Below are 21,564 nucleotides of genomic sequence, written 5' to 3' on the forward strand. Positions count from 1 at the left end.
ACTTACTAAGGAATGTAAGGGATCTCTATGAAACTGAATAAAATCATGCTGGCCGCCGTTATGGCTTTTGGTGTTTCTTCTCTGGCTAACGCGGCAGACCAGGGCCACGGTAAAGTGACCTTCTCGGGTTCTATTATCGACGCGCCTTGCTCTATCTCTCCTGAGTCAATGGATCAGACCGTTGAATTGGGTGCGATCTCTAACGTGGCGTTGAAAAACGGCGGTAAATCTACCCCGCGCAACTTTGATATCAAACTGGAAAACTGCGAGCTGACAACTGCTGTTCCTGGCAAGAACAACACCGTTTCTCTGACCTTCACCGGCGCCGTTTCCGCCATTGACAGCAAGCTGCTGGGCATTACCGGTACTGCTAAGGGTGCGGGCATCGCTATCACCGACGGCTCCGGCAACGACATCGTGCTGGGTACGAAAACCAATGCGCAAACGCTGCAAAACGGCGCCAACACCCTGAGCTTCGCCGCCTACCTGCAGGGCGTTAATGCTTCTACCGGGGTTGTTCCTGGCGAATTCCAGTCTGTTGCCGACTTCACCCTGGCTTACCAGTAATCATTCTCCCAATGATGGACGTCTGATTATCGGGCATGCGGGATCACCCGCATGCCATTTAGACCCCGTTACTTCACAGGGAAGGAAGAGAACATGATGAGACAAGGAACGGTGGCACCTTGCCTATTGTGCGCGTTGTTAGGTTTTAGCTCACAGGCTATTTCTGCCTCGCAGGGCTGGGGGCGCGTCAATATGCAAGGAGCTATTCTCGATACTGCCTGCGCCATTGCCACAGAGAGTCGCGAACAAACAATCAATATGGAAATGGTTCCTTTCGCCGATATTATTCGCGACGGGCAGGGGCGGGCGGTGCCGTTCAGCATTGAATTAGTGAATTGCGTACTGGAGCGAGCAGATAAAACGCTGCCGGACTGGAAACAATTTCAAGTCACCTTTGACGGTTTTGCCGACGGTGAATTATTCGGTGTAAAAGGCGAGGCTTCAGGAATAGCACTGAGAATCACTGATGCCGCCGGAAATATAGCCAGGCCGGGTGCGCCTATGCCGCCAATGAATATTATTCCGGGAAGTTATCGCCTGAATTACGCCATGACGTTAATCGGCAATAACCAGCCACTAAAAGCGGGTGACTATTTCTCCGCGGTGCGTTTCAAAATGGATTACTACTGAGGCGAGCGTTATTTACAAGGACTCTAATAAATAAAAGGTTGTGGACATGATGTTTTTGCCTGCAGGGAAGCCGTTTCGTTTTCATCTTCTGAGCACCGGTGTGGCGCTGGCGCTGGGGAGCGTCTGGGCGCCTGTCGCTAACGCGGAGGAGATTCAGTTCAATACCGATGTGCTGGACGTCAACGATCGTAAAAATATCGATCTGAGCCAGTTTTCGCGTGGCGGCTTCATTATGCCCGGCAGCTACAGCATGGTGGTGCACGTCAACAAGAACGATCTGCCGGAGCAATCGGTGGCGTTCTATGCTCCGGACGACGATGCCAACGGCAGCCGCGCCTGCCTTACGCCAGCGCTGGTCGAGCAGTTGGGCATTAAGGACGACATGCTCAAAAAGCTGACCTGGTGGCGTGAGGGGGCCTGTCTGGACGAGGCCAGCCTGCCGGGGATGGAAATGCGTGGCGATCTGGCCACCTCGGCACTGTACCTGAACATCCCCCAGGCCTACCTGGATTATGTCTCGGAGGATTGGGATCCGCCGGCGCGCTGGGACGAAGGCATTCCCGGCATGCTGCTCGACTACAACCTGAACGCGCAGACACAGCGCCAGCTGAAATATGGCACGCAGGATTACAGCCTGAGTGGCAACGGTACGGCGGGGGCTAACCTGGGTGCCTGGCGGCTGCGTGCCGACTGGCAGGCGAACCTGCGCCACCAGACCGGTTCCGGCCAGCCGACGGACAAGCGGCTGGACTGGAGCCGTTATTACGCCTATCGGGCCGTGCCGGCGCTGCGTTCCAAGCTGACTCTGGGTGAAGACTATCTGGACTCCGGGGTGTTCGACAGCTTCCGCTTTGGTGGGGTGAGCCTGCGTTCCGACGACAGCATGTTGCCGCCCAACCTGCGCGGTTACGCGCCGGAGGTAACCGGGGTGGCGAAGAGCAACGCCAAGGTGACCATCAGTCAGCAGGGCAGGGTACTGTATGAAACCACCGTAGCCGCAGGGCCATTTCGCATTCAGGACCTCAACGATGCGGTCTCCGGTGAACTGGACGTGCGGGTGGAGGAGCAGGACGGCAGCGTGCAGGAATTCAAAATGAGCACCGCCAGCATCCCGTACCTGACGCGGCCCGGTTCGCTACGTTACAAGCTGGTGGCGGGTAAGCCGTCGGACATGGATCACCGTTACCAGGGGCCGATGTTCGGCACCGGCGAATTCTCTTGGGGGGTGAGCAACGGTTGGTCGTTGTATGGCGGTACGTTACTCGGTGGCGACTATAACGCACTGGCGCTGGGTATCGGGCGTGATCTGTTGCTGCTGGGGGCGCTGTCATTCGACGTTACCCAGTCGCGCGCCAAACTGCCGTACAACGACGAGACGCTGAGCGGCGGTTCGTACCGCCTCAGCTACTCGAAAAGCTTCGACGAGCTGGACAGCCAGGTGACCTTCGCCGGCTACCGCTTCTCGGAACAGAACTTTATGAGCATGGGCGAGTACCTGAACGCCCGTAGATACGGGCAGCGGTACGGCAGCAGCAAGGAGATGTACACCATCACCTACAATCAGCAGCTGCGCGATCTGGGATTGAGTGCCTACCTCAACTACAGCCACCAGACCTATTGGGACCGGCCGGCCAACGATCGTTACAACCTGACGCTGTCGCGTTACTTCGATGTGGGAAACATCAAGAGCTTGAGCCTGTCGCTGTCGGCCTACCGCAACCGCTACAACGCGCGCAATGACGACGGCATGTATTTGGGGCTCTCGGTGCCGTGGGGTAATGGCACCACGCTGAGCTATAACGCCACGCTGAACCGTGACGACAATACCCACCGTGTGGGGTATTACGATCGCATCGACGATCGCAGCAACTACCAGATCAGCGCCGGCGGTTCGCGCAGCGGCGCTAATCTGAGCGGCTACTACAACCGCGACGGTGATTTGGCACGGATGAGCGCCAACGCCAGCTACCAGCAGGACCGCTACAGCGCATTCGGCCTGTCGGCACAGGGCGGCATGACGCTGACTGCGGAAGGCGGGGCGCTGCACCGCACCAGCAGGGCGGGCGATACTCGATTGTTGCTGGATACCGAAGGCGTGGCCGGGGTGCCGGTACGCGGCTACGGCAGCGCGGTGGCGAGCAACCGCTGGGGCAAGGCGGTGGTGACGGATATCAACAGCTACTACCGTAACAACGCCAGCATCGATCTGGACAAGCTGGGCGACAACGCCGAAGCGATTAAATCGGTGGTGCAGGCGACGCTGACCGAAGGCGCCATCGGTTACCGCAAGTTTGCGGTGATCGCCGGGGAGAAGGCGATGGCCGTGATCAAGCTGGCGGACGGCAGTGAACCGCCGTTCGGCGCGACAGTGCTGAATGCCCGTAAACAGGAGACCGGTATCGTCAACGACGGCGGCAGCGTCTACCTGAGCGGCATCAACGCCGGCGAGCGCATGACGGTGCGCTGGGACGGCGCCGTGCAGTGTGAGGTGCAAATGCCGACGCCGCTGCCGGCTGAGATGTTGGCGACGAATTTACTGCTGCCGTGCCGGGCATTAAGCGCCGGTGCGAACGGCGAAGAACACTGAATTGAGGAGTTTTTATGATGAAGCAACGTAATGTTATCGGTCTGTTGGCCACGACCACTTTATTGGCCGGCGTCCTGGCACCGACGGCGCAGGCAGCCATCGCATTGGACCGTACCCGAGTGATCTTCGATGGCAGCGTGCAGTCGGTGAGCCTGAGCGTGAGCAATCAGAACAAGCAGCTGCCGTACCTGGCCCAGGGCTGGCTGGAGGATGAGCAGGGCAACAAGATCCAGAGCCCGCTGACGGTACTGCCGCCGGTGCAGCGCATCGAACCGGGCAAGCCGAGTCAGGTGAAGATCCAGGCGCTGCCGGCGGCGAAAATGCTGCCGCAGGACCGCGAGACGCTGTACTACTTCAACCTGCGCGAGATCCCGCCGAAGAGCAACAAACCGAACTCGCTGCAAATTGCATTGCAGACGCGTATCAAACTGTTCTACCGCCCGGCGGCGATCGCGCCGGAACGCAACGCGGCGCCGTGGCAGGAACAGCTGACGCTGAGCAAGCAGGGTGACAAGTACATCGTCAACAACCCAACGCCGTACTACGTCACTATTGTAGATGCCGCCAGTCGCAAGGGCGTTGAAGGTGCCAAAGGCTTCGAGCCGTTTATGGTGCCGCCGAAGGGTAGCACGCCGTTAACGGTAAGCGCGGGCAGCGTGGGCAACAGCCCGGTGCTGACCTACATCAACGACTACGGCGGCCGGCCGCCGCTAAGTTTCAACTGCAGCGGCAGCGCCTGCACGGTGGTGCCAGAGAAGAAGGCGGCGGAGTAATACGCCAGGGCGTTGAGCGGGAGGAGGCGGCATGAAGAGCAAGCGACTGGGATGTGTGCTGGCGCTGGTGGCAGGGATGGCAGCCGGATCGGTGATGGCGGCGGACAATATGTTGTTTCACGGTGCGCTGGTGGCGGAGCCTTGCACGCTTAAACCGGGAGATGAGGACATCCGTTTGGATTTTGGCACGGTCATCGACAAGTACCTTTATGCCAATGGCCGTACGCCGACCAAGCCGTTTACTCTGACGTTGCAAGATTGCGATCTTAGTCTCGGTCAAACGGTAAAGATAACCTTCAGCGGCAATAAGAGTCTTGAATTGCCTGACCTGCTGGCGCTGGATGGCGGCAGCCAGGCCAGCGGTATCGCATTGGGGTTGGAAACGGCGGAAGGTAAGCCGGTGGCGCTCAATAAGCCCAGTCAGGAGATGACGCTGGCCAGCGGCAGCACTAGCCTGGCCCTGCAGGTTTATGTGCAGGGTGAGCCGACGGCGCTCGCACAAAAGAGCATCGGTCTCGGCGCATTTTCCGCCGTCGCCACCTTTGGCCTGGAATATGAATAAACCGACAAGGAGAACGGCGGATGGCAGGTAAAGGATTGATAACGGACGACAGGCGGCAGCTGTGTGCCGAGCTGCGCTACTACGCGGTGCTGGGCGGGTTGGCGCTGATGGCGCCGCTGAGCCTGACCGCGCTGCTGTGGTTGTTGCCGGCGGCGCAGGCGGTGGACAACTGGGAAGTAGAGGGGGCTAACGGTGTGCTCTACGTGCATGGTTCGTTGGCGGTAAATGCCTGTCGTCTGGAGATGGACAGCGCGCGGCAGGACATTGCTCTGGGCGAAGTGACTACAGGGCGGTTGGCCCAGTTGGGCGATCGCGGCACATCGGTGCAGTTTGAGCTGCGGCTGCGCGACTGTCTGAACTCTCGGGCTGCCAGCCGGGATGAACGAACCGGAGCGCTGAGTTGGGCGGCGGATCAGCCTGCGGTGCGGGTGAGCTTTAAGGCGCCGGCCGATAAAGATGATTCGCACCTGGTGAGAGTGGCGGGGGCCACGGGGTTTGGCCTTCGACTGTTGGATCAATACGGCCGGGATGCCCGTTTAGGCAGCAGAGGGGCGCCGCTATGGGTAAAGCCGGGTACCGACGTTTTAACCTACACGATTATTCCTGAACGTACGCTGTCGCCGCTAAGAGCTGGAGTTTATCAGGCAAGAATAGATTTTAACCTTAGTTATGACTAAGCACGGTGGAAATAGCGTGCCCAATGCGGCGGAACAGGCAAGGAGGACATGTGAAGACGCGTTTAAGTAGAAGAGAGCTTTCTTGCCTGCTGATGTTCACGGGCATGCTATGGGGGGGCAATGGCAATGCAGAAACACCGATAACGGTTAAAGTGACGATTATGGCGCCATTGCCCTGCATATTGAACGAGAAGCAGCAGATATACGTGAATTTTGGCGACGAGATCATGACCACCCGTATTGATGGGGATGCATATCGCAAGAAAATAGATTATAGCCTGAAATGTGATGAGCAGGCTAAGAACGCCATGAAGCTGCAAATTAAAGGGGATGGTGCGGTCTATGACGGCACGGTATTAAGAACCAGCAGGGATGGGTTAGGGATCGCCTTTGAACAGCAGCAGCCGGGAAAGAAGTTGCCGATCAACAGCTGGGTGAATTTTAACTATCCCAATCTTATCGATCTCTATGCGGTGCCGGTAAAAAAGAGTGGAGCCGATTTAAAAACGGGAGAATTTACCGCTTCCGCCATGCTGTATGTCGATTATCAATAGCAAGGATAAGAGATGAATAAGAACGTGACAGCGGTTTATTTATTTTTGTTGGTAGCGCCATATGTCTCCCTTGAGGCTGCTGAAGGGGTAAACATGACGTTTCGCGGCGGGCTTATTGCTCCGCCGCCCTGCACGATTAACGGCGGAAAAAAAATTGATGTCGATTTCGGTGACCGGGTGGGGGTGAATAAGGTTGATGGGAAGAATTATCGCCAGACTATTGATTATAGCATCACCTGTGAACGCGGCGCTTTGCCCTGGCAAATGACGTTGACGTTAAAGGGTGGCGTCAGCTTTGAGCGCGCCGCGCTACAGACCAATAAACTCGATCTCGGCATCCGAATTTACCAAAATAATACGCCATTTATTATCAATACGCCGTTAAACATTGTACCCGGTGATTTACCGCTGCTGGAGGCGGTACCGATAGCCAAGCCGGGCTCGACGTTGATCGAGGGCGCGTTTTCCGCCACGGCGACCTTACAGGCTGATTATCAGTAAGGGATTTTTCTTGCGGTAGGCCTCTTATATTACTAGGTGTCAGTTAAATTTCATCTTGTAATCAATGATAAGCGATATTCTTTGTATTCACTAATTTATATGATTTTGTGAGGGCTTATGAAAAAGGTCGTAAGATGCATTATTATGCTAAGTACGCTCTTGCTAATAACTAATCAAGTAAGAGCTGCCTGGGAAATGGATATAAAACTTTATCCACAGCAAAAAATATTTAAGGTGAAAGTCATCCGCTGGGATGAGGATGACCCAGCTAAGAATATACTTTTCGGATGTAGGACTTCCGGTATGGGGTGTATGCTGGGAATTTATGGGATTCGTGATGGCGCCTATTTTTACGACGACAATTTTCCCATGCCGGATAGGGTTTCTGATATGCGGACTATGGGGGAGCTGGCTAGAGTATTTAGGGAGCAGGGATATTTGAATAAAGAAATTCGGCGTAGCGCTTGGTATCCATACATTGATTATTGTTTTTATATTGGATATTACGTTATCACTGGACCAAGCACGGCATCGATGGTTCCAGTGCCCGGTGGCGTATCGGAGTGTCCTAAAACTGAAATATTGCCAACTTTTTGCAGTATTACTGAGCCTTATATTGAGCTTAATCATGGTTCCTTAAGTGGCGACTCGGTTAACGGTAATACCGTCAGTAAACCAATTCATGTGACCTGCAACAATGACTTTAATTTAGCGATTAAGTCAAAAAATTCCCAGGGGCAATTGTCTCTTGGTGGTGGGTTAAAAAGTCAGTTAAAAGTGAATGGTACCGATCTGGGGCAGGGATATAGTGACGTGGTTGGTCCGTCTGGAAAAACGTTTACGCTCTCTTCCACCTTAAGTGGATATACCGGCGCGACAGGCGATTTTCAGGGGTCAAGCGTTATTATCTTGGGTCTGCCGTAAAATCAGATAACTTTGTGGGGGTGTTAGAATGGTGTTACAGCACCTCAGTTTTAGATAATCAAATGCTTTCAAGGTCACATAATGGTTTAATATAAATCAACAAGAATATTAAATTTAAAATAACACTTTGCCAAATGAGTGAGGTGCTATTTTACGCCAGGAGGGATATATAGTGAAGTCAATTAGTTTTCTTATTGATGACGAAAACCGTTATTTTGCCGCCGGCCTGCGGTACAGCATTATGCAATATGCGCAAGCCAACCATCAGGCAGTACGCTTTTTAGCGCCCGGCGGTGCGGTGCAGCCGGATGTGGTGATCGCTTCCGCGAGCCGGCGCGCCCAGCGCTGGCGCAGAACCGGCTATAGCGAAGCGGCGGCGCCTGTCGTCACCATCAAAGAGCGATATTTTGCCGCGTCGAAAGCGAATCGAGTGCTGTATCGCACCGACGATCGCCAGCGTCTGTTCGAACTGCTGAGCGAGATGCTGGAGGGCGCGCATTCTGCAGGCCAGCTTGAGCGCTGTAAGCTTACCTGCCGCGAACGCCAGGTGGTGAATTATCTGAGAAGCGGCCTTGATCAATCACAGGCTGCCAGAATAATGGGAGTGAGCGTCAAAACGGTGCATAGCCATAAGCGTTCCATAATGAGTAAGCTGATGCTAAATCGGAGCCATGACTTTATTTATTGGCTGTTATCCTATGAGGGAGAATATTCCTAACTTTGATGAGGGATATTCTCTTCGCTGAAATTTGTTATTCTCTCCTCGGACCAGATGCTTGTTCATAGTTATGCAGTTCACTCAGAGCTGGTTAATAATATAAAGGAGATTAATTCATGGGAAGAATGATTGTTTCACTGATTGGTGCCTGCGTTTTGGTGGCCTCCTATGCGCAGGCCGGTTTTAATGGCAATCAACATGTGCAAGGGAATCAGGGCAGCACCAATGGCGCAGGCAATAGCAATATCGGCCAGTGTATACCGGGCAACGGCCAGAACGCCGGACAGTGCATCGGGGAAAATAACGGCGCGGCAAACCCTAAAGAGAAAGAAAAGAACGACAGAATTATATCCCTTTGCAGCTCACCGTTTATGAAGAAGTATGCCGCCATTTGTCAATAAATCGTCAGGCGAAAAAGCAGGGAGATAATCGCCTGCTTTTTTGTGTCTTGCCGTTAACTCCTGCATCACATTAACGACAGGCGTACTTTTATTAGTGATTTATTTGGGTGCGTTAGCTCTCGATGTCTGCTGAATAAACCCAAGGACGGTGAAGTGGATCTGTTTTATCTGGCGCTCGGGCTACTGGCGTTGAGTCTTTATTGTTTTTATCAGCATGCGAAGCGTATGCGGAAAAGGCGGCTGGCCATTCAAGAAGATTTTTACCACCGGGTGGTTCGGCTAATCAGCCACAGATAGCAGCGGGAGACTGTGCTTTTGGCGAATGTAGTCTCCCGCGGTAAGGCATTGTGCTAATGCACCGCTCTCACCGGCATAGTGGCAGCGCTATTCCGGCCAACGATTAAGGCGCGACAAGGGCTCATTGACGGCGAAGATATTTGCGTTGATATCAACGATGCCGAAGCTCTTGAGGCGAGCGCTGTGCATCGCCAGATAAGCCTCGGCGCTGGCGAGATCGCGAAACAGATAAACGCCGCCGGCTTCCCCAACTGACTGATTTTCCAAATCAAACCCGTTTCTTCGGCGATGGAATGGGCCAGCCCGGCCTGGCGCCGTGTTGAACAGCGCTTGAGCGCTGGCCCGCAGGGTGAGGTCTTCAGACCGCATAATCGAACGTAGTTCGATGAGAGTCCGTACCCCAGAAAGCGAAAAACCCGCCATAGGCGGGTTCTTCTGAATATGGTGCCCGGACTCGGAATCGAACCAAGGACACGGGGATTTTCAATCCTCTCTTCGCTAGCAAGTTGAATTATCGCAGTGTGAAATTAGTTTCTGCATCGAATTTGTACTCATCGAATACTTTATTCGAGTGTACACATGGAAAATATCGTCACAAAAGCCGCTACTGTTTCTAACAGTACTAAGCCTCATGTTATCCCTATGGTCTCAACCAAAGGGGGCGAAGGTAAATCCACTCAAAGCGCCAACCTTGCCGGCTTCCTTGCTGATGCAGGTAAAAAGACTCTCCTCATCGATGGTGACCACTCCCAACCTACCGCAAGCAGTATTTTCTCCCTGGAATATGAAGCACCCAATGGTTTGTATGAGTTGTTGATGAAGACTGTCGATCTCAATCACCCTGAGCAAATCATTTCCCGTTCTGTTATCCCAAATTTAGACATCATCGTTTCCAACGATCCCCACGACCGTTTATCTTCCGCCATGTTGCATGCCCCTGATGGTCGTATGCGGCTGAAGAATGTTCTGCAGCACCCTTTGTTCAACGAGTACGACGTTATCGTCATTGACTCCAAAGGTGCGGCGTCTGTGATGCTTGAACTCATTCTTGTCGCCAGTACGGAGTTCGCTGTCGGTGTTATCAAGCCTATACTGCCGGATACGCGTGAGTTTCTGCGTGGCACATTGGGGTTGATGGAGGGATTATTGCCGCTGACCAGCTACGGTATTGCGTTACCGCGAATCCGTATTCTGACGAACTGCATGGAGTACACGAATCTCGATTGGCAGACCCTGAACAGTCTGCGCGGCATTATCGCAAACGGGCAGTATCTGCGTGCAGATACCTTCGACGTCTCCCTTCTCGACACCATCATCCCCAAGCTTGAAATTTACAAAATGGGGCATGCTTCCGGCCAACCTGTTCATCGTCTCGAAAGAACCACCACCCGTACATCAACGCTCGCTGCTGCTGACACTATGTATGAGCTGGCCTGCGAGTTGTTTCCTCACTGGGTTGCCGACTTCGACGTTCTGCGTCAGGAGGCAAATCAATGAATATTGAACAGCTAGTGAACTTTCTTAATGAACAGCGCGAGTTAGCCGCACCTGCACCCTGGCAGGTTCTTGAACTCTATAGCGATGGTGTCACTGTCGTGGATGTCAACGGCTTCGAGCATGTGGAAATCCCTAATGTCGCGATTGTTCCAGACTGGGAAAAACTTGGGCTTGAGCACTGGTCGGATAACGGTGGGAGCCGTGATGTAAGTCTTGAGGAGCAACGGGCTAATGGTTATCTGGCCGCTGCAGCACCACAGCTACTGGCTTACGTCAATGTGCTTAACCGTAATTTGGAAACCACGGAGAATGCGCTGCGCCGCATGCTGAAAATGCATGCGTTGATGATGGCAAAAATCAATCATGCTGCCAGCTTCTATGATGCCGAATGTCTTCACGAAATGGCCGAGGCTCCGTATGAGGCCACCGCGGTTCTTGAGTACATCTGTGGCGCCGATGCCGAGAATACACACCTAAAAGAGGCAACTTGCGTAGGGTGCGGTTGTACAGATGACCACGCTTGCCTGGATAAAAACAGCAAGCCATGCAGTTGGCTTAAGGTCAATCGTGAAACCAGGATGGGGGGTTGTTCTTGCTGCCCGACTTTTCTTGGGCACCCGTTAACAACTGACGGTGAAGGAGCGGAGGTGCGTCATGGTTGATATGCATATTCCTTATTCTTCAGATGCCGAGCAGGCCGTTCTCGGCGGCTTGATGCTGGATAACGAGCGGTGGGATGACATTCTGCCATTAGTTGGAGATCGTGATTTTTATCTGGCGGTACATCGTCGCATTTTCCAGGCCATGGCTCGCTTGATGGCTGTTCAGCAGCCGATCGATCTGATTACGCTCCATGAATCACTGGAACAAAACGGTGAGCTCGAACAGGTTGGCGGTTTTGCCTATCTGGCGGAGTTGTCTAAAAACACACCGAGCGCTGCCAATATTGTCGCCTATGCCGGGATTGTCGCTGAACGCAGTCGACTGCGTAGGCTGTTGCAGCTCGGGCGTGAATTGAGCGCTGATGCTGCTCATCCCCGCGCAGATTCTGCCGCCCTGACCGAAAGGGCAGAACAGCAATTGTTCCAGCTCTCTGAGCACACACTGTCACAGCAGAATGTCAGCCTGACCGATGGGCTGAATGCTGTCGTGACTTATCTGGAGACGGTGAATGGCGGTAATGGGATCACAGGCACCCCGACTGGCTTCTTAGAGCTTGATGTGATGACGTGTGGTTTGCAGCCGGGGGATTTGGTTTTGCTTGCCGCACGGCCGTCAATGGGCAAAACCGCCTTTGCGTTGAGCGCCTTCACCGGCGCACTTCGAGGCACGGAGAAACCGGCATTCTTCTTTAGTCTGGAAATGCCGCGCGAGCAGTTGCTCCAACGCCTGATTGCTGTTGACGGGCGGGTTGAACTTTCAAGGCTGCGCAGCGGCCAATTGGATGATGAAGATTGGGCGCGTATTTCCAAAGCGATGGAGCGGTTGTTGCCATTGGAAAACCGCCTGATTATTGACGATGAATCGTATTTGACCCCCGCACTGCTGCGTTCCAGGGCACGGCGCTATACCCGGTTGTATGGTAATCCGAGTTTAATCATGGTCGATTACCTGCAGCTGATGCGTTGCCCAGGCCAGGAAAATCGCACTCAGGAAATTTCAGAAATTTCCCGCAGTCTGAAAGCGCTGGCCAAAGAACTTGATTGTCCTGTTGTGGCGCTATCTCAGCTGAACCGTCAGTTGGAAAGCCGTGCTGACAAACGTCCCTTTAATGGTGACCTGCGAGACTCCGGTGCGCTGGAGCAGGATGCCGATGTGATCGCCTTCATCTACCGGGATGAGGTTTATTACGCTGACTCTGATGATGCCGGCACGGCAGAAATTATCATTGGTAAGCAGCGTCAGGGGGCAACGGGCACCGTTCGCGTCAAGTTTGAAGGGCAATTCACCGCGTTCAGTGACTTCCACGATGGTCAGTATGACCAATACTCGGGGAGGGCGTAACTATGGCGCGTACTAAAACCAAGATCCTCGATCTGAACAGCGCTTTGCTCCAGCAGGGCAAGACTGCAGCAGGCACACAACCTTTAGCTCCTGTGCTGGCGGAAACCCCTGTCAGTGAAATGCCGTTGGTATTGACCCTGGATGAAGTGAACCCGAATCCGGATAACCCACGAACCTCGCGTAACCCGAGATATGAGGAAATTAAGTCATCAATTCTAGCTCGAGGTCTCGATACGGTACCGAAGGTGACTCGTGATCCGGAACGTCCAGAGCTGGGGTATTTTTTCAGTGATGGAGGGAATACGCGTTATGCCATTCTTTCCGAGCTCTGGCAGGAAACGGGAGAAGAACGGTTTTATCGCTTCTCTTGTGTATTCAAGCCCTGGCCAGGACGATTATCCTGCGTGATTGGTCATCTTGCCGAGAATGAGGTACGTGGTGATCTGAGCTTCATTGAAAAAGCGTTTGGCATTCGACAGGCCCGGGCTTTATATGAAGCGGAGTTGGGGAAAGCCGTCTCACTGCGTGAACTCTCGACACTTCTTACCGCACAAGGTTACCCCGTCCATAATTCCAGTATCAGTCGGATGGAGGATGCGGTGCAGTACCTGTATCCCTATATGCCTCACTTATTGGAGACAGGCCTGGGGCGTCCACAAATTCTGCAGTTGCTGGCTATGCGATCCCATGCAGAAACCACGTGGCAGAAGCATTGTATTACCCAAGAACCAAAGCAGCCATTTGATACCGTTTTCGGTGATGTATGCAGCCATTTTGATTCGCCCGAGGACTATTCGCTGGATATGTTCCGTGATGAGTTGATTGGTGCGCTCATCAACGCGTTGCCACACCCGTTGCTCAATTATGACCGCTGGCTATTGGAGCTCGATCCCAAAGAGCAAAACTGGCGCAAGCACCTCGGTGAGCCTGAGCCGGCATTAACGCCTGAGTTGTCAGGCGAAGGCAATACTGTCGAACTGGCGTCAGCACTGCAGCAGGGAAATATCGGCGGACCGACGGTACCTGAAGTACAGGGAGAAAGCTCTTCTTTGGTGCTGGACAGCGCGTTGCATGAATCAACGGGAGATGCCGATGATGAATCACAGAACGCTCAGGAAGAGGAAACGCCTGCAACTCAAACTGAACGCCGTGTTGAAACTCAGCCTGACTTATATGGTGCGCCTTCTGTGTTGTCGGGGGACGTTGAAACGGTTTTAGACGGTGAGAATACCACCGTCCCCCTGCCGGCCCCTCATGAGTCGACAGCCCCTCATAGCAATACCGTGACACAGCCAAAGCAAGGTGTAACCCCTGTTGCAGAGGTGCCTTTTGCCGAGGTAGGACTTGAGCCGGTCTCCTCCATTTGGGCTATTTCTGCCCTGCAGGATGATATCGAGCACCTGCAGGTGATCACCTTCCGATTGGCATTCGAACTGGCCGAAGTGGCGGGCTGCGAGGCGGAAATCAAAGCCGATAAAGCCGACTTGCAGGCTGCCGGCTACGCATTGACTGCCGAACGTCCCTCTCGCTTTACCGCGTTACTCCTGACCCTTGCCGGCAACAACCCGGACGGTGCCTCATCCAGCTCGCTCAATGAAGCCCTTATCGGTTCGGAAAATGCGGCTGACTGGCCTTTGCTTGACGACGTCCATGCCGTGAAATTGATGCGCCTTATTCGCGTTTTGCGTCGTTTGCGTGAACTGCAGCGTGACTTACCTGAAACAGAGGAGGCAGTCTGATGAGCCATTCACAACGACAGGCACGCCTGGTGAAACTGGTGCGCAAACTGCTTGAGCTGGCCCGCAGCAACAGCAATGCGCATGAGGCAGGGCTGGCGTTAGCCCGGGCGCAAAAACTGATGGAGAAATACGGCATCAGCGAGCTGGAGGCCAGCCTTTCCTCTATTCAGACGGCACCGAGCCGGGGAGCACCTTCCGAAGCGAAACAAAAACTGCCTGAATGGATGTCCGGGCTGGCGTGGGCGATTGCCCGCGCCTTTGGATGCCGTTTGTATTTTTCCTGGCGGGATACCGCGTCGGGCCCGCGCCGCAACGTGACGTTCTACGGCTTCAGTGAGCGGCCGGCCGTTGCGGCTTATGCGTTCGATGTGCTGAGCCGGCAGTTGAAAGATGCGACTGCAGACTACCTGAAAACCCAGAATAAGCGCCTGAAAATGAGCACGCGCCGCGCCCGAGCAGTGCAGTTTCGTGCCGGCTGGGTTGCCGGCGTCCGGAGAGTCATCACGACGTTTACCGTTACTGAACAGGAATGCAAGCTGATGGGAGCCTGGCTGGAAAGCCAAAAGATGGGGGAGTTGCAGACGCGCGCCCCGAAAACCTGCCGCGGTGATGATATTGCCCGTTTACGTGGATTCGAAGCAGGCCAGAACGCCCGTTTACACCAGGGTGTTCAGGGGGCTGTGACCACTGGCATTGGTTATCTGGGAGGACGCAATTCATGAACATTTATCTATACCTTATCACAATGCAGACCTTCGTTTTTTGGTTCCTGCTTCTAGGTATGGGCCACGTTCCTGATCCCAGAACGTGGTTTAAGGACAAGGGCAAAAACTTCGTTTCAGCGTTGCCATTCCTGTTTGTTTCCATGGTGTTGCTGGCATGCTTGTTTGCTGTTTTTTCGAGATTTTTTTCAGAAATTGGGGGGCTTCACTATGAGTAATAGCTTGTCTCAGGCGACGAACAGCCTGCTCACCCAGCTCGTGATGGAACTTAAATCAGGCTATATCCGCCGCTGTGAATCTCTGGGGCTGACCACGGAGGAGATGCAACTGCTGCACGGTTTGACCATTGAAGATCTGCATTACCTGATGAACAGCTCGGTATCGGTGCTGACCTTCCAAATCCATCACGAGAATTTCTCTCTGATGCTGCAACATGCGCGCCGTGAGCAGCAGCGCATGCAGCGGATTGATCGTGCACTGGCGTTGGGAGGCTCTATCGAAATGATGCAGCACTATTTTGGCCTCTCGACCGTTGAAGTTGCCGCCCGCCGGCGCATGACCGGTATCAACATTCGCCAGGGGCGCTGTGCAGCGCTCAGCGACGACGAGAACGCGGCATTGTGGCGCCAGTGGCAAAAAGCCGACATCGATGACGCCTCCAGTGCCGATGGACTGGACGTCATGATGCTGGCCGCCGAACAGATGGATGTTTCTCTGACGGCTGTCTGGCACGCCGTCCGCAGCTTCGATGCCCCTCAGACGGCAACGGCCAGAAAAGCCATTCAGGCGGTGCGTACGCCACGCGCTACGCCGGGAGGAAATACAAGGAGGCTGGCATGAAGCCCGTGATGTTAATGCCGGGGTTGCAGGTCCCCCGTTCGGCGCCACCATCCTGCCAGAGAAAGGCGAAGGAGCAGGTCAGGCGTTTCCGCCGCGGGGAACGTAACTACAAGCACCTTCATGTTAAAGGCAAGCACGCCCCCGGGCGTGCCTGGATGAAGATTGATATCGGTACCAGCTGGCGACTGCTCAGCCGAAACAGTGGTGATGACTGGGAGCTGTTGACCCATGAACGCTACAACAACGAACTGTGGAAGTGATGACACTGACCCTGTACCTGATGTCGGGTACAGGCCTGAGTGCCGTTAGGCCAACAACCGCTTGATGCTTTCGCCCTGTGGGCGAGGGCAGCGTAAAAGGATGCGCAAAATCGATGAGCATAAATAAAACACCTGATGACAGCCTGATCACCTTTACGCTCGAGCAAATGGATGCCCGCCTGGCGGAGCGAATAGGCGCGGAAAAGCACGCGGGGAATCCCGATGTCACGAATCTGCGCAGCGGTCTCCTGTACATGGGCAATGTGCATGACTCCATTCCCCGCCGGTTGCTCCTGGACACCCGTCTGTCACCGCTGGATAAAACTGCGTGGATTATGATCCGCCTGTACGCACAACAGAATCAGGGCGCAGTGTTCCCGACCTATGACGAGCTGCAGCTGCAGCTTGCCTCGCCCTTCAATGGTAAGGCGTCTCGCGAGACCGTCAGCCGCGTGCTGCTGATGTTACGCCTGACCGGCTGGCTCAGTTTGTGCCGGCGTGTGCGTGACGACAAGGGGCGAGTGAGGGGGAACATCTATGCCCAACATGATGAACCACTCTCGGCCCGTGATGCAGAGACATTGGATCCGACCTGGCTGGATACGGTTGCCATGGGCTGCGCGCATAAAAACCGCACCGTCAGCCAGACGGCCTGGTCGGTACTGACCGATATTCAACATGACCCGACAATGCGTCATCAGCATTCCCAGATGGCGGCGGTTGCTGAACGGCTGGGGTCGCCACAAACCCCGCAACAGATGGCCGTCAGAGTGTCTCAACGACAGGAAAATATCCCCAGTTCGGACGCTGGACTCAGTAAAAAATCCCCGGGTTCGGATACCGAACTGAGTCAAATTAAGCCCGGTTCGGATACCGAACTCAGTGTAAAACAGGGAGGCAAAACACCGAGTTCGTTTTCCGAACTCATGGTGAAATCAGTTACTTACGGCGCATCAACGAAACCGAACTGTAACGTACGTTCTTTCACACAGAGTGTGAATAAAACAACGTACGTACCTGAGTTGCCGGCCGAACTGCAGAACATCATCGCGACGGATGATCAGCGGCAGATTGGTATCCAGCTTAAGGCATTGCCTGCAGAGGTTTCCCGTCAGGTGCTGGAGAGTCTTGAGCAGGCGATGGCCAAAGGCACCCTGAATAACCCCACAGGCTGGCTGCTGGCGGTGATCAAGCGCGCCCGAAACGGTGAGCTGTATGCGAGTGCCAAATCCCCAGAACCTGCCAGGCCTGTACCGCGACGCCAAATACCTTGCTCTGCGGCGCCAGCAAAACCAACAGATACGGTCCGCCAACACCTTGCTTCGCGGGAGCATGTCAGCGACATAGTTGCGAAGTTACGTTTGGGAATGGCACGCGCAAAAAATAAGTCATAAATCTGAACAATAAGAGGTGTTCAAAAAACACACAGCGCTACCACTGGCAGCACTGATTAAAAAGCATGCACTGCTACCACTGGCAGCACTGATTAAAAAGCATGCACTGCTGCCACTGGCAGCACTGATTAAAAAGTATGCACTGCTGGCACTGGCAGCACTGATTAAAAAGTATGCGCTGTTGCCACTGGCAGCACTGGTTAAAAAGCATGCACTGTTGCCACTGGCAGCAATAGATAGAAGTGAACGGGATAGCCTTTTGAGTTTTTGTTCGTCATGCAAAAAGAGTTTTGGATTGTTGCCAGGGCAAGCTGGCGCAACTATTTCAAGCCACACATAAGTTAAACAGGATGCTTAAAATGGTTGATTCATCAAGCAATAAAGAAAACAAACCCTCTTCAACTCGCGCAGGAGCGCTCAAATCGACGTTAACCGTCCAATTGCATACACAATATGCAATATTGTTATGGGAGGGACGGCAGCGTGAGAAAGAGTCAAATAAACCACAAATAGTCAGCATGCCTCAGGTCATCGCCCGAGCAGGGAAAATTAATGCTGATTCAAACGCTGACAACCCTTATGCCGATGGCGCGATGTTGTCGTTGGAGCAGGCTATTGAACGTGGCACCGCGCGATTGCAGAGTGCAGTCGCAGAACTTGATAACGTCTTATCCAGCTTGCCGGGTCAGGTCTCGATGTCAGAAGTCTCATCAGTATCACCGCTGAATATCGGTGTATTTAGTCGTACTCCGCTCGGGTATCGTTGTGTCTGGTTACTCGTTGGATTTGATCAACTGGCTATGAAAGCATTTCAGGCATGGCACTATGGGTTGATCTCCCGTCAAAAGCGGGATGACTTGCTGAGCCAGGGGGGGCATTGGGTACGGCAGGTTTATGGGGTTGTGCAGCAGTACCGATCTGTAGCTGTAACGCGTGATGATATTCGCCTTCAAACTCCGGTTGGTATGGAGGCTGTCAAGCGTCTGGGGGAACCTGACGCAGACATTATGTCTGGCACATCGCGTTCCGCTTTTTCGCCCCCACTCAATAAAACTTCTGTGCCAACATCGTCCACTTCTTCAAAAAAAGTAGCTAAATCATGATTATGAATCGACAGGTAACGTCTTTTTTGATGCCAGGTGTACTCTGCACCGCGTTATTGTTAACGGGGTGCGCAGGCACCGAATTGGGTGAATGGAACAAAAAAATCAGTGACGCTGCCCATTCCCTGGCAACCGGTGGCAGCGGCGGCTCCAGTGAGGGTAGCATGCCCTGGATGACCCGGGCCGGTATTTCGGGGCCCCGGCAGGACGTGCAACATACGTATAGCCTCCCGGTGGATGTGGATACCGCGGCGGCGCGGCTGAAAAGTCATTATCAGTTCATCTCCTCCGAGGAGCTTGAAAGTCTGCGCCAGCGTGATCAGCACGGTGACTGGAGTGCAAGCTCCATTGATGAAGCACGCCCGGTCTGGTCAGCAAATCGGGGCAGTTATTACAAGATGGGGCAGGAATGGAAAGGCAATGATCGCCTTGAGCTCGAAGTGGTCAAGTCCGGCGCCGGCAGCCGTCTGAAAGTGACATACAGCTCACCGGATGCGTCGCACCTGACCGACGCTTACCTTGGGAGATTGATGACGCAGCTGCAGCAGGTTGCCAAAGGTCAGGGCTGAGGGAGGTTATCTGATGCAGCTCTACCTGTGTGAGAAACCCAGCCAGGGTAAAGATATCGGCGCCATTCTCGGGGCGACCCAGCGTAAGCAGGGCTATCTGGCGGGCGCCGGCGTCATCGTCACCTGGGCAATCGGGCACCTGCTGGAGCAGGCTCAGCCGGAGACCTACGGTGAACAGTTCGGTAACCCCTGGCGAGAGTCTGTGCTGCCTATCGTGCCTGCTCAGTGGAAAATGACGGTAAAAAAGGACACTGCCGATCAGTTTGCGGTCATCCGTGGGTTGCTCAAACAGGTTGATTCTGTGGTGATTGCGACCGATGCGGATCGTGAAGGGGAAGTGATCGCACGGGAATTACTGGAGCATTGTCACTTTACCGGCCCGGTCCAACGGCTCTGGTTGTCTGCGCTGGACGAGGCCAGTATCCGGCATGCTCTGGCAAACAAACTCCCTGGCGAGAAGACTGCACCCCTGTATGAGGCCGGCCTGGCACGTGCCCGGGCTGACTGGATGACGGGGATGAACCTGACCCGACTTTATACTCTAAAGGCGCGGGAACAGGGATACGGCGAGGTGTTGTCGATCGGGCGGGTACAGACCCCCACGCTGGCGCTGGTCGTGAACCGTGACCGCGAAATCGCCAACTTTATTTCCAAGCCGTACTGGCAAGTCAGGGCGAACCTGCAAAAGGATGGCATTACTTTTCCTGCGAACTGGGTACCGGCTGCCAACTACTGCGATGAAGAGAAGCGCTGTATTCAGCAGAATGTGGCGCAGGCCGTGGTGCAGCTGTGTCAGCAAACAGGTCATGCCGTTGTGCTTGAGGTAGGGACCGAGCGTAAGAAAGAGTCCGCGCCGCTGGCCTTTGACCTGGGGACGCTGCAGCAGGCTTGCTCACGCAAGTGGGGGATGAGCGCAAACCAGGTGCTGAGTATCGCGCAGTCGCTGTATGAAATGCACAAAGCGACCACATATCCCCGGACGGATTGCGGCTATCTGCCGACATCGATGCGGGAAGAGGTTGCCGATGTGCTGAGTGCGGTTACCCGCACGGATCCAACGCAGAGCGAAAGCGTGGCCAGGCTCGATAGTACTTTTGTTTCTCGCATCTGGAACGACAAAAAAATCACGGCGCACCATGGGATTATCCCGACCAAGCAGCCGTTCGACCTGAGCAAGCTGTCTGCCGATGAGATGAAGGTCTATCAGCTGATCCGTCAGCATTACCTGGCACAGTTCCTGCCGTTACATGAAGTGGATGTGACTGAGGCTACCTTTAATATCGGCGGACAATTGTTCCGCACCCGCGGCAAAGTCGAGGCCGTGGTAGGTTGGAAAGCCCTGTTCCAGCATGACGTGAGCGAGGCGAAAGATGAGTCGGCCGACACGGATGATGTCCGGCTGCCGGCGCTGGTAAAAGATGAATCCGTCGCGGTTGCCGGCGCGGAGCTTAAAACGCTGCAGACGAAGCCCCCGGGGCATTTTACTGACGGGACACTGATCGCCGCCATGAAAAATGCTGCGGCGTTCGTCAGTGACCCGCAACTGAAGAAGGTGCTGAAAGAGAACGCGGGACTGGGTACTGAAGCGACACGCGCAGGTATCCTGGAAACGCTGTTTAAACGCGGCTACCTGGAGAAGAAGGGAAAAATCCTGCTCTCCACGCCGATTGCCGGCGAGCTGATAGATGCGTTACCGACAGCGCTGACCAACCCCGGGATGACGGCGCTGTGGGAGCAGGCACTGGACGAGATTGCCCAGGGCCAGATGACACTCGAGACGTTCATGAGTCGCCAGGCACAGTGGACGGGCCATCTGGTGGAGAAAGGGAAGACGCAGGCGGTGAAGTTCACTGCGCCTCCTTCACCGCCGTGCCCAACATGCGGTGGGACGATGCGCCGGCGTGCAGGCAAGAAAGGTGGTGGTGCCTTCTGGGGCTGCAGTAATTATCCCACTTGCCAGGGTATCATCAACATTGATGCAAAAGGTGGTCGTAAGGCCAAGCGCTATAAAACAAAATCACCGGCTAAAAATAAAACAACCGGAGCGGAGTAAGAGATTGCCTGATGTTAATGTTAGGAAGATTTGCTAAGGTTATCTGGCTTTCTTGCAGAATGCATAGGTACCCCGTAACTGCGGTGGTGGGAAAATTCTTCCATGGTTTTTTTCTGCTTCAGTTCGGTCAGCGGCCTCCACACTCAGGTTGGCTGTCAAGACGCAGGCAACTCCGTGAAAAACGCGTCGGGA

23 protein-coding genes and 1 pseudogene are annotated in these 21,564 nt (G+C 54.3%); 23 read left to right on the forward strand and 1 reads right to left on the reverse strand.

From position 1 onward, the window contains the following. Positions 1-27 precede the first annotated feature (27 nt). The 11 genes from ACP39K_RS22605 (at position 28) to ACP39K_RS22655 (ending at position 8,894) form a co-directional block, all read left to right on the forward strand. Positions 28-567 (forward strand): fimbrial protein, encoded by a 540-nt coding sequence (locus tag ACP39K_RS22605; protein WP_033638936.1) that lies wholly within the window; start codon positions 28-30, stop codon positions 565-567. A gap of 96 nt (positions 568-663) precedes the next feature. Continuing rightward, positions 664-1,197 carry a fimbrial protein gene (locus ACP39K_RS22610; RefSeq protein ID WP_033641324.1) on the forward strand — a complete coding sequence of 178 codons (534 nt, stop codon included), beginning with the start codon at positions 664-666 and terminating at the stop codon, positions 1,195-1,197. Positions 1,198-1,243: 46 nt separating this feature from the next. Further along, the gene (locus tag ACP39K_RS22615) at positions 1,244-3,784 is read left to right on the forward strand and encodes an outer membrane usher protein (RefSeq protein ID WP_048796219.1); all 2,541 of its coding nucleotides are present in this window, start codon (positions 1,244-1,246) and stop codon (positions 3,782-3,784) included. A 17-nt stretch (positions 3,785-3,801) separates the two neighbouring features. Continuing rightward, positions 3,802-4,557, forward strand: coding sequence for a fimbria/pilus periplasmic chaperone (locus ACP39K_RS22620; RefSeq protein WP_497008881.1), 756 nt, complete (start codon positions 3,802-3,804; stop codon positions 4,555-4,557). 31 nt (positions 4,558-4,588) lie between these two features. Then, complete coding sequence (locus ACP39K_RS22625; protein ID WP_048796220.1) at positions 4,589-5,119, forward strand: fimbrial protein; 531 nt, start codon at positions 4,589-4,591, stop codon at positions 5,117-5,119. A 20-nt stretch (positions 5,120-5,139) separates the two neighbouring features. Further along, positions 5,140-5,796: a fimbrial protein gene (locus ACP39K_RS22630; protein ID WP_033638933.1), complete on the forward strand. Its 657-nt coding sequence runs from the start codon at positions 5,140-5,142 to the stop codon at positions 5,794-5,796. A 50-nt stretch (positions 5,797-5,846) separates the two neighbouring features. Then, entirely contained in the window at positions 5,847-6,350 is a 504-nt protein-coding gene (locus ACP39K_RS22635) for a fimbrial protein (RefSeq protein ID WP_227944634.1), read from the forward strand. Positions 6,351-6,362: 12 nt separating this feature from the next. Then, positions 6,363-6,851 (forward strand): fimbrial protein, encoded by a 489-nt coding sequence (locus tag ACP39K_RS22640; RefSeq protein WP_048796221.1) that lies wholly within the window; start codon positions 6,363-6,365, stop codon positions 6,849-6,851. A 117-nt stretch (positions 6,852-6,968) separates the two neighbouring features. Beyond that, on the forward strand, positions 6,969-7,775 hold the full coding sequence (locus tag ACP39K_RS22645) for an MrpH family fimbial adhesin (protein WP_147881906.1): 807 nt from the start codon (positions 6,969-6,971) through the stop codon (positions 7,773-7,775). 172 nt (positions 7,776-7,947) lie between these two features. Continuing rightward, on the forward strand, positions 7,948-8,493 hold the full coding sequence (locus tag ACP39K_RS22650) for a helix-turn-helix transcriptional regulator (protein WP_033638931.1): 546 nt from the start codon (positions 7,948-7,950) through the stop codon (positions 8,491-8,493). 116 nt (positions 8,494-8,609) lie between these two features. After that, positions 8,610-8,894: a hypothetical protein gene (locus tag ACP39K_RS22655; RefSeq protein WP_497008852.1), complete on the forward strand. Its 285-nt coding sequence runs from the start codon at positions 8,610-8,612 to the stop codon at positions 8,892-8,894. A 384-nt stretch (positions 8,895-9,278) separates the two neighbouring features. On the opposite strand, the pseudogene ACP39K_RS22660 reads toward ACP39K_RS22655, so the two are convergent. Continuing rightward, positions 9,279-9,553 (reverse strand): annotated as a pseudogene (locus tag ACP39K_RS22660) (YdhR family protein). A 217-nt stretch (positions 9,554-9,770) separates the two neighbouring features. Here ACP39K_RS22660 and ACP39K_RS22665 point away from each other — a divergent pair. From ACP39K_RS22665 to ACP39K_RS22720, 12 genes are all read left to right on the forward strand, one after another. Then, positions 9,771-10,688: a ParA family protein gene (locus ACP39K_RS22665; RefSeq protein ID WP_497008853.1), complete on the forward strand. Its 918-nt coding sequence runs from the start codon at positions 9,771-9,773 to the stop codon at positions 10,686-10,688. After that, positions 10,685-11,350 (forward strand): hypothetical protein, encoded by a 666-nt coding sequence (locus ACP39K_RS22670; protein WP_497008855.1) that lies wholly within the window; start codon positions 10,685-10,687, stop codon positions 11,348-11,350. Before ACP39K_RS22665 ends, ACP39K_RS22670 begins: the two co-directional genes overlap by 4 nt. Beyond that, a complete protein-coding gene (gene dnaB-PI / locus ACP39K_RS22675; protein WP_497008857.1) occupies positions 11,343-12,692 on the forward strand; it encodes an SPI-7-type island replicative DNA helicase in 1,350 nt (449 codons plus the stop codon). Before ACP39K_RS22670 ends, dnaB-PI begins: the two co-directional genes overlap by 8 nt. A 2-nt stretch (positions 12,693-12,694) precedes the next feature. Beyond that, on the forward strand, positions 12,695-14,431 hold the full coding sequence (locus tag ACP39K_RS22680) for a ParB family protein (protein ID WP_497008858.1): 1,737 nt from the start codon (positions 12,695-12,697) through the stop codon (positions 14,429-14,431). Beyond that, entirely contained in the window at positions 14,431-15,153 is a 723-nt protein-coding gene (locus tag ACP39K_RS22685; protein WP_497008860.1) for a DUF2786 domain-containing protein, read from the forward strand. Before ACP39K_RS22680 ends, ACP39K_RS22685 begins: the two co-directional genes overlap by 1 nt. A gap of 210 nt (positions 15,154-15,363) precedes the next feature. Beyond that, on the forward strand, positions 15,364-15,993 hold the full coding sequence (locus ACP39K_RS22690) for a DUF2857 domain-containing protein (protein ID WP_060558267.1): 630 nt from the start codon (positions 15,364-15,366) through the stop codon (positions 15,991-15,993). After that, complete coding sequence (locus tag ACP39K_RS22695) at positions 15,990-16,253, forward strand: ParE family toxin-like protein (protein ID WP_043143926.1); 264 nt, start codon at positions 15,990-15,992, stop codon at positions 16,251-16,253. Before ACP39K_RS22690 ends, ACP39K_RS22695 begins: the two co-directional genes overlap by 4 nt. Positions 16,254-16,366: 113 nt before the next feature. After that, complete coding sequence (locus ACP39K_RS22700; protein WP_497008861.1) at positions 16,367-17,647, forward strand: STY4528 family pathogenicity island replication protein; 1,281 nt, start codon at positions 16,367-16,369, stop codon at positions 17,645-17,647. 16 nt (positions 17,648-17,663) lie between these two features. Further along, positions 17,664-17,987 (forward strand): hypothetical protein, encoded by a 324-nt coding sequence (locus ACP39K_RS22705; RefSeq protein ID WP_497008862.1) that lies wholly within the window; start codon positions 17,664-17,666, stop codon positions 17,985-17,987. A 19-nt stretch (positions 17,988-18,006) separates the two neighbouring features. Next, complete coding sequence (locus ACP39K_RS22710; protein ID WP_497008863.1) at positions 18,007-18,750, forward strand: PFL_4669 family integrating conjugative element protein; 744 nt, start codon at positions 18,007-18,009, stop codon at positions 18,748-18,750. Continuing rightward, the gene (locus ACP39K_RS22715; protein WP_060558273.1) at positions 18,747-19,319 is read left to right on the forward strand and encodes a hypothetical protein; all 573 of its coding nucleotides are present in this window, start codon (positions 18,747-18,749) and stop codon (positions 19,317-19,319) included. Before ACP39K_RS22710 ends, ACP39K_RS22715 begins: the two co-directional genes overlap by 4 nt. Before the next feature lie 13 nt (positions 19,320-19,332). Continuing rightward, positions 19,333-21,372 (forward strand): DNA topoisomerase III, encoded by a 2,040-nt coding sequence (locus tag ACP39K_RS22720; protein WP_497008864.1) that lies wholly within the window; start codon positions 19,333-19,335, stop codon positions 21,370-21,372. Positions 21,373-21,564 lie beyond the last annotated feature (192 nt).

This window comes from Serratia sp. EC4, assembly GCF_059652115.1.